The 5,821-nt window shown below is 57.1% G+C and carries 3 protein-coding genes; all 3 read right to left on the bottom strand.

Going from position 1 to position 5,821, the window contains the following annotated elements:
* A partial coding sequence (gene guaA / locus ACWVCN_RS03515) for a glutamine-hydrolyzing GMP synthase (protein ID WP_455244129.1) occupies positions 1-1,184 on the bottom strand: 1,184 nt, incomplete at its 3' end.
* A gap of 106 nt (positions 1,185-1,290) precedes the next feature.
* Positions 1,291-2,757, bottom strand: a complete 1,467-nt coding sequence (gene guaB, locus ACWVCN_RS03510; RefSeq protein WP_455244128.1) for an IMP dehydrogenase — start codon at positions 2,755-2,757, stop codon at positions 1,291-1,293.
* 27 nt (positions 2,758-2,784) lie between these two features.
* Positions 2,785-5,757 carry a 6-bladed beta-propeller gene (locus tag ACWVCN_RS03505; RefSeq protein ID WP_455244127.1) on the bottom strand — a complete coding sequence of 991 codons (2,973 nt, stop codon included), beginning with the start codon at positions 5,755-5,757 and terminating at the stop codon, positions 2,785-2,787.
* Positions 5,758-5,821 lie beyond the last annotated feature (64 nt).

Raw genomic sequence — 5,821 nt, 5'->3', positions numbered from 1 at the left:
GGCTGCCGCCAGATAATGACGTCAGACAACCCCAGTTCTTTGCCGAGCACACGCACTTCGTCCTTGAAGAGTTCGCGCAAGGGCTCGATTAACTTCAATCTCATGCGCGCCGGCAATCCTCCGACGTTGTGATGGGTCTTGATCGTGGCGGACGGACCCTTGAAACTGACGCTCTCGATCACGTCCGGATAGAGCGTTCCCTGCACCAGATACTTGACCCCTTTGAGTTTCTTCGACTCCTCTTCGAAATGCTTGATGAACTGGCGGCCGATGATTTTCCGTTTTCGCTCGGGATCGACGACATTCTTGAGACCGGCCAGGAACTGGTCCGTTCGATCGAGAATGCGAAGATTGAGATGCAATTGGGAAGCGAACGTCTTCTGCACCTGATCCCGCTCACCGGCCCGCAAGACTCCGTTGTCCACGAAGATGCAAGTCAATTGATCTCCGATGGCTCTATGGGTAAGCGCCGCCGCGACCGATGAATCCACGCCGCCGCTCAGCGCGCAGATGACACGATCCTTTCCGACCTGCGTTCGTATCTGCCCCACCGCCGACTCGACATAAGACTGCATCGTCCACGTCGGTTTGCATCCACAGATGTCATAAACGAAATTGCGGAGGATCTGCGTCCCTTCCGGGGTATGCGCGACTTCGGGATGGAACTGCAAGCAATAGATCCGCCGCTTGTGATCGTCGCGCTTCATCGCGGCAACCGGCGAATTCCCTGTATGGGCGATCGACCGAAAGCCGGGCGGCATCCGTTCGATGCGGTCTCCATGCGACATCCACACGACCGTCGCTCCGGCTTGGCCGACCCCCTTGAACAAGTCGCTACTGTCGTCGATCGTCAAATCGGCCCTGCCGTACTCACGATGCTTTGATTTGGCGACTTCTCCGCCCGACAGGTGCGTCACCAATTGCATGCCATAGCAGATGCCCAGAATCGGAATGCCTTGATCAAAGAGTTCTTCAGCAACCAGCGGAGCTTTTTTTTCGTAGACGCTGGAAGGGCCGCCGGAGAGGACGATTCCTTGAGGGCGATAGGCGAGAATTGTCGCCAGCGGCGCGGTGCAGGGCAGGATTTGCGAGTAGACCTGAGATTCGCGTATGCGTCGCGCAATCAGCTGCGTGTACTGCGATCCGAAGTCGAGAACCAGAATCCTATTGTGCCAGAGTTCCATCTTGGTGCTGTCGGGGTGAGGGATGAGGCGCAAGAAGTGACGAGCGACTCGAAACCGGGTCAGGTTTCGGAGCCCCTCACTCCTTCCCCTAACCCTTTACCAGAAACTACTCCCAATCCATCCGATAGTTCGGTGCTTCCTTCGTGATAATGACGTCGTGCACGTGGCTCTCTCGAAGACCCGCTACGGTTTGCCGAATGAAGGTGGCCTTCTGCTGGAGATCAGGAATCGTTTTGCACCCGCAATAGCCCATGCCCGATTTCACTCCGCCGACCAGCTGGTAAATCACCGCCGAAACCGGCCCTTTATACGGTACTCGCCCTTCTATCCCTTCCGGCACCAGCTTTTGAGCAGGACGACCGCCTTGACCGTAACGATCACCACCGCCCCGCTCCATGGCACCGATGGAACCCATGCCCCGATACACCTTATAGGTCCTTGCCTGATAGAGCACCGTCTCACCGGGCGACTCTTCCGTCCCAGCCAGCAAGCCACCCAGCATGACCGAGGAAGCTCCTGCAGCCAATGCTTTACTGATGTCGCCCGAGAACTTGATTCCACCGTCCGCAATGATCGGCACACCGCTGCCGTCAAGGACTTTGGCGCAATCGGAGATGGCGGTCAGTTGGGGCATGCCGGACCCGGAAACGATACGGGTTGTGCAAATAGACCCGGGCCCCACGCCGACTTTCACGGCGTCGACACCGGCTTTTAGAAGGTCCTTTGCCGCATCGGCGGTAGCAATGTTCCCGGCGACGAGTTCGAGCTCCGGATGCTGCTTCTTGATCATCTTCACCGTATCAAGCACCGCCTGCGAATGGCCGTGCGCCGTATCCACGACAACGAGATCGACACCCGCCTTCTTGAGCCGCGCGACACGGTCTTCCGTATCGGCTCCGACTCCGACGGCAGCTCCCACACGAAGCCGACCATGGGCATCCTTGCAGGCATTGGGATATTTGATGCGCTTCTCGATGTCCTTAATCGTGATCAATCCTTTGAGCTCCCCCTGCTCGTTGACGACGGGCAATTTCTCAATCCGGTGCTCATGCAGGATCTCGCGAGCCTTTTCCAGACTCGTCCCTTCCGGAGCGGTCACAAGCTTTTCACGCCTCATCACTTGGGAAACCTTGAGATCCATGCGGGATTCGAAGCGAAGGTCTCGATTGGTCAGGATGCCGACCAGCTTGCCCTGCTTGGTGACAGGAATACCGGAAATGCGGTATTTGGCCATCAGCTGATGGGCGTCCCGAATCGTTTCATCCGGCGAGATCGTCACCGGGTCGAGAATCATCCCGCTCTCGGACTTTTTGACCCGGTCGACTTCCGCAGCCTGATCGGCCGGCATAAGCACTCGATGGATGATGCCCAGCCCTCCCTCACGTGCCATGGCAATCGCCAGCCGTGACTCGGTTACCGTATCCATCGCCGAGCTGATGACCGGGATGTTGATGTCGATGTTGCGCGTCAAGCGGGTTCGAATGTCGACTTCGCTGGGCAGGATGGCAGACTTCGCCGGCACGAGCACGACATCGTCGTAGGTGAGTCCCAGGCGAGGTTCCTTGTCGAGCATTACATCCCCCTTCTTGTATCGGCTTGCCTAGGAGGTTTTTGACTCTTCCTGGGCCTTTTCAATTTCCGCGGCGGCCTCGGCCTCCTCCTGGAGCCGTTCGCTTCCTTCATCAGCCGGCATGAATTGCTGCACGCGTGTGTTCCCGCTGTCGACGACGAACACACTGCCCCTGGCATCGACCGCGATGCCGTAGGGGAAATTGAACTGCCCGTTCCCCACTCCGTAGCCGCCCCATTGAGTAATGAAATTGCCTTCTTTGTCGAATTTCTCGACGCGATGATTTCCTGTGTCCGTCACATACACGTCTCCCGCACCGTCCACGGCAATGCCCCATGGAGAACGCAATTGCCCCGCTTCTTGCGCCAGAGGACTGCTCGCATGACCAGGATCCGAACTGCCGCCCCACTTGTTCAGTAGCTGGGGTAACACGTTCGTGCTGGTGTCGAACTTCTGAATGCGGTGGTTCCCCATATCGACGACGTAGACGGCGCCGTCATTCTGGTCCACCGCGATCCCGCGCGGGAAATAGAATTGGCCGTCACCGTTGCCGAAACTGCCCCAGGACATGATGAATTCTCCGCTCATGTCGAACTTCTGCACACGGAAGTTGGCGCTGTCGACCACATAGACAAAACCGCGAACGCGGTCAACCGCGATGCCCCACGGCGAATTAAACTGCCCTTCGCCGTTGCCTCGCGAACCAAACTTCATGACATAGCCCCCCAGCTTGCCGTCAAACTTCTGCACGCGATGGTTGCTGGTATCGACGACCCAGACGTCGCCTTTGCCGTCGCATGCAATGCCGGTGGGATTGTGGAAATTCGCATTGGCCGAGCCGAAACTTCCCCACAGAATGATGAAGGTTCCAGCATTATCGAACTTCTGGATACGGTTGTTGCCGTTGTCGACGACGAACAGCGATCCCTGTTGATCGACGGACAGTCCGTATATCGGCGCCATGAATTCACCGCCGTGAAGCAATGACGCTCCACGACCTGTTTGGCCCCAACGGGCGACGCAGAGATATCCGGACGTGTTCACAAGTATGGTCGCCGAAGCCGGCGTCGACACGTTGCCGCCGACATCCTTGAACCACACATAGATCGATTTCTGCCCGTCTCCTGGAGACAAAATGAAGGGTATGGTCGCACCGAACTTATTGGCTGGGGTGACATCAACCCATCCGGGAGACCCCGCCATCGGTGTCATCGGCGCTTCCGAAATATAGTAGGCTCCGACCCCCGTATCGATATCGTTCGCGGAAATCGTCACAACCACTTCCGGCGTGTTTGTCATGAACGCGCCGTGATTGATGACAGCGTAGGGGTTTTGAGGTGCCGTAATATCGATGAGCACAGGAGTTGCCGTCACTTCGCCGGAGAGTGCACTTTCCGTTCCATCCTCGAATACGGCCGTCACTGCGTAGTGATACGCCGTGTCGTTCGACAGCCCGGTATGTGTAAAGGGATTCATCACCCCTTCGATCTTCGTTCCGCTTTGAATTGTCAGATCCGGCGAGGTATTGAAGTACAGGTTGTACGATGTCGCACCCGGCACTTCCATCCAGCTCAAAAACACTTCTGTGTCGCCGGCCTTGGCCACCACGCTATGGGGCGGCGGCGTGCTGCTCAGATCCTGAGACTTCGGAGCCTCTTCCTTTCCGCGGTTCAATTCTTCGTCTGTCGGCACGTACTTAAGAATGCGATTGTTGCCGCTGTCGACGACAAACACGGCCCCTTCCTTATCGACGGCGATTCCATAGGGGAAATTCAACTGGCCTTGGGATTTTCCACGATTCCCCCACGCACAGAGGAACGTCCCGTTGCCGTCGAACTTCTGAACCCGGTGGTTGCCGGTGTCAACCACGTACACATTCCCCAAGGCGTCGCAGGCGATCCCCCAAGGCGATTTAAACTGGCCCGGACCGGAACCCTCACGGCCCCACTTGGTCAGGAAACTGCCTCTCGCATCAAATTTCTGGATTCGGTTGTTGCTCTCGTCGGCCACGTAGATGTTTCCGACGAAATCCACGGCGACTCCCCGCGGGAAAAAGAAGGCTCCGTCGTAGCTGCCGTCCCGTCCCCATTTCAATAACGGCGTCCCGTCCGCCTTGAACTTCTGGATACGGGCATTACTCGTATCGGAGACGTAGAGGTTGCCTTCCTGATCCGTGGCCAGGCCCCAGGGTACGTCAAACTTGCCCATATCGGCGCCCCGCCAGGCAAAACCGAACTTGCCCCAGGCCTGCATGACGTTCCCCTCCAAGTCAAACCGCTGGACACGGTTGTTCCCGCTGTCGGCAACATAGAGGGTATCGTTCGCTCCGACCGCCAATCCGCGCGGATAATAGAAGCCGCCCTCCTCTGCAGAAGGCTCTCCTCCCCACCGCGCCAGAAACTTTCCAGTCTTGTCGAACTTCTGAATCGAATGGTTATCTGTGTCGGCCACATAAATGTTGCCTTCTTTGTCCAAGGCAATCCCGGTCGGTGAACTGAACTCTCCGTCATCTACCCCCTCTTGGCCGAGATTCATCGCCAGGAGATAGGGAGCTGGAATGGCCATCACTTCTTGAGATTCCGGACTTTCCCCTTTGGGCGTCACGACAGTCACGACATAGTGGTAGCAGGTTCCGTTCGCGAGGTCGTCATGCACAAACGGCGATTGCGCGCCCTCGATGCAGGTCGCTTTTTCCTTCTTGACGCCGATCACAGCCTTGAAGTCCTCCGGACCCGCGATGGGCCTTGTCAACTCGGAGAACTTGATCTGCACCCCTTTGGTTGTTTGGAAATAAAGATTGTAGTACATCGCGTCCGGTACAGAATCCCATGTGATGGTGATCCGTCCGTTGCCACACTTTGCTGCGACATTGGTGGGAGCTGGCGGGAGTTCTTCCTCCTCGGCAATCGAATCGCCGGCGCCCCACTCGCCTTGGGTGCCTTCGACCATCAAGTGGGCACGATCGAACCGAAACATCTCATCCATCAGCCATGCTTTGATCATAGGTGGTGCCTCGTGTTGCGTGAGCGGGTTACAAGCAAGAATCTTGCTTCTTTCAACGACTTAT

It is taken from the genome of Petrachloros mirabilis (assembly GCF_975968855.1).
Note: the sequence above shows the minus strand (reverse complement) of the source record. Positions and strands in the feature narration are given on the sequence as shown.

Bases quoted from the DNA above. Each gene is read 5' to 3' on its own strand.
- guaB (WP_455244128.1), bottom strand. From the start codon at position 2,757: ATGCTCGACAAGGAACCTCGCCTGGGACTCACCTACGACGATGTCGTG.
- ACWVCN_RS03505 (WP_455244127.1), bottom strand. From the start codon at position 5,757: ATGATCAAAGCATGGCTGATGGATGAGATGTTTCGGTTCGATCGTGCC.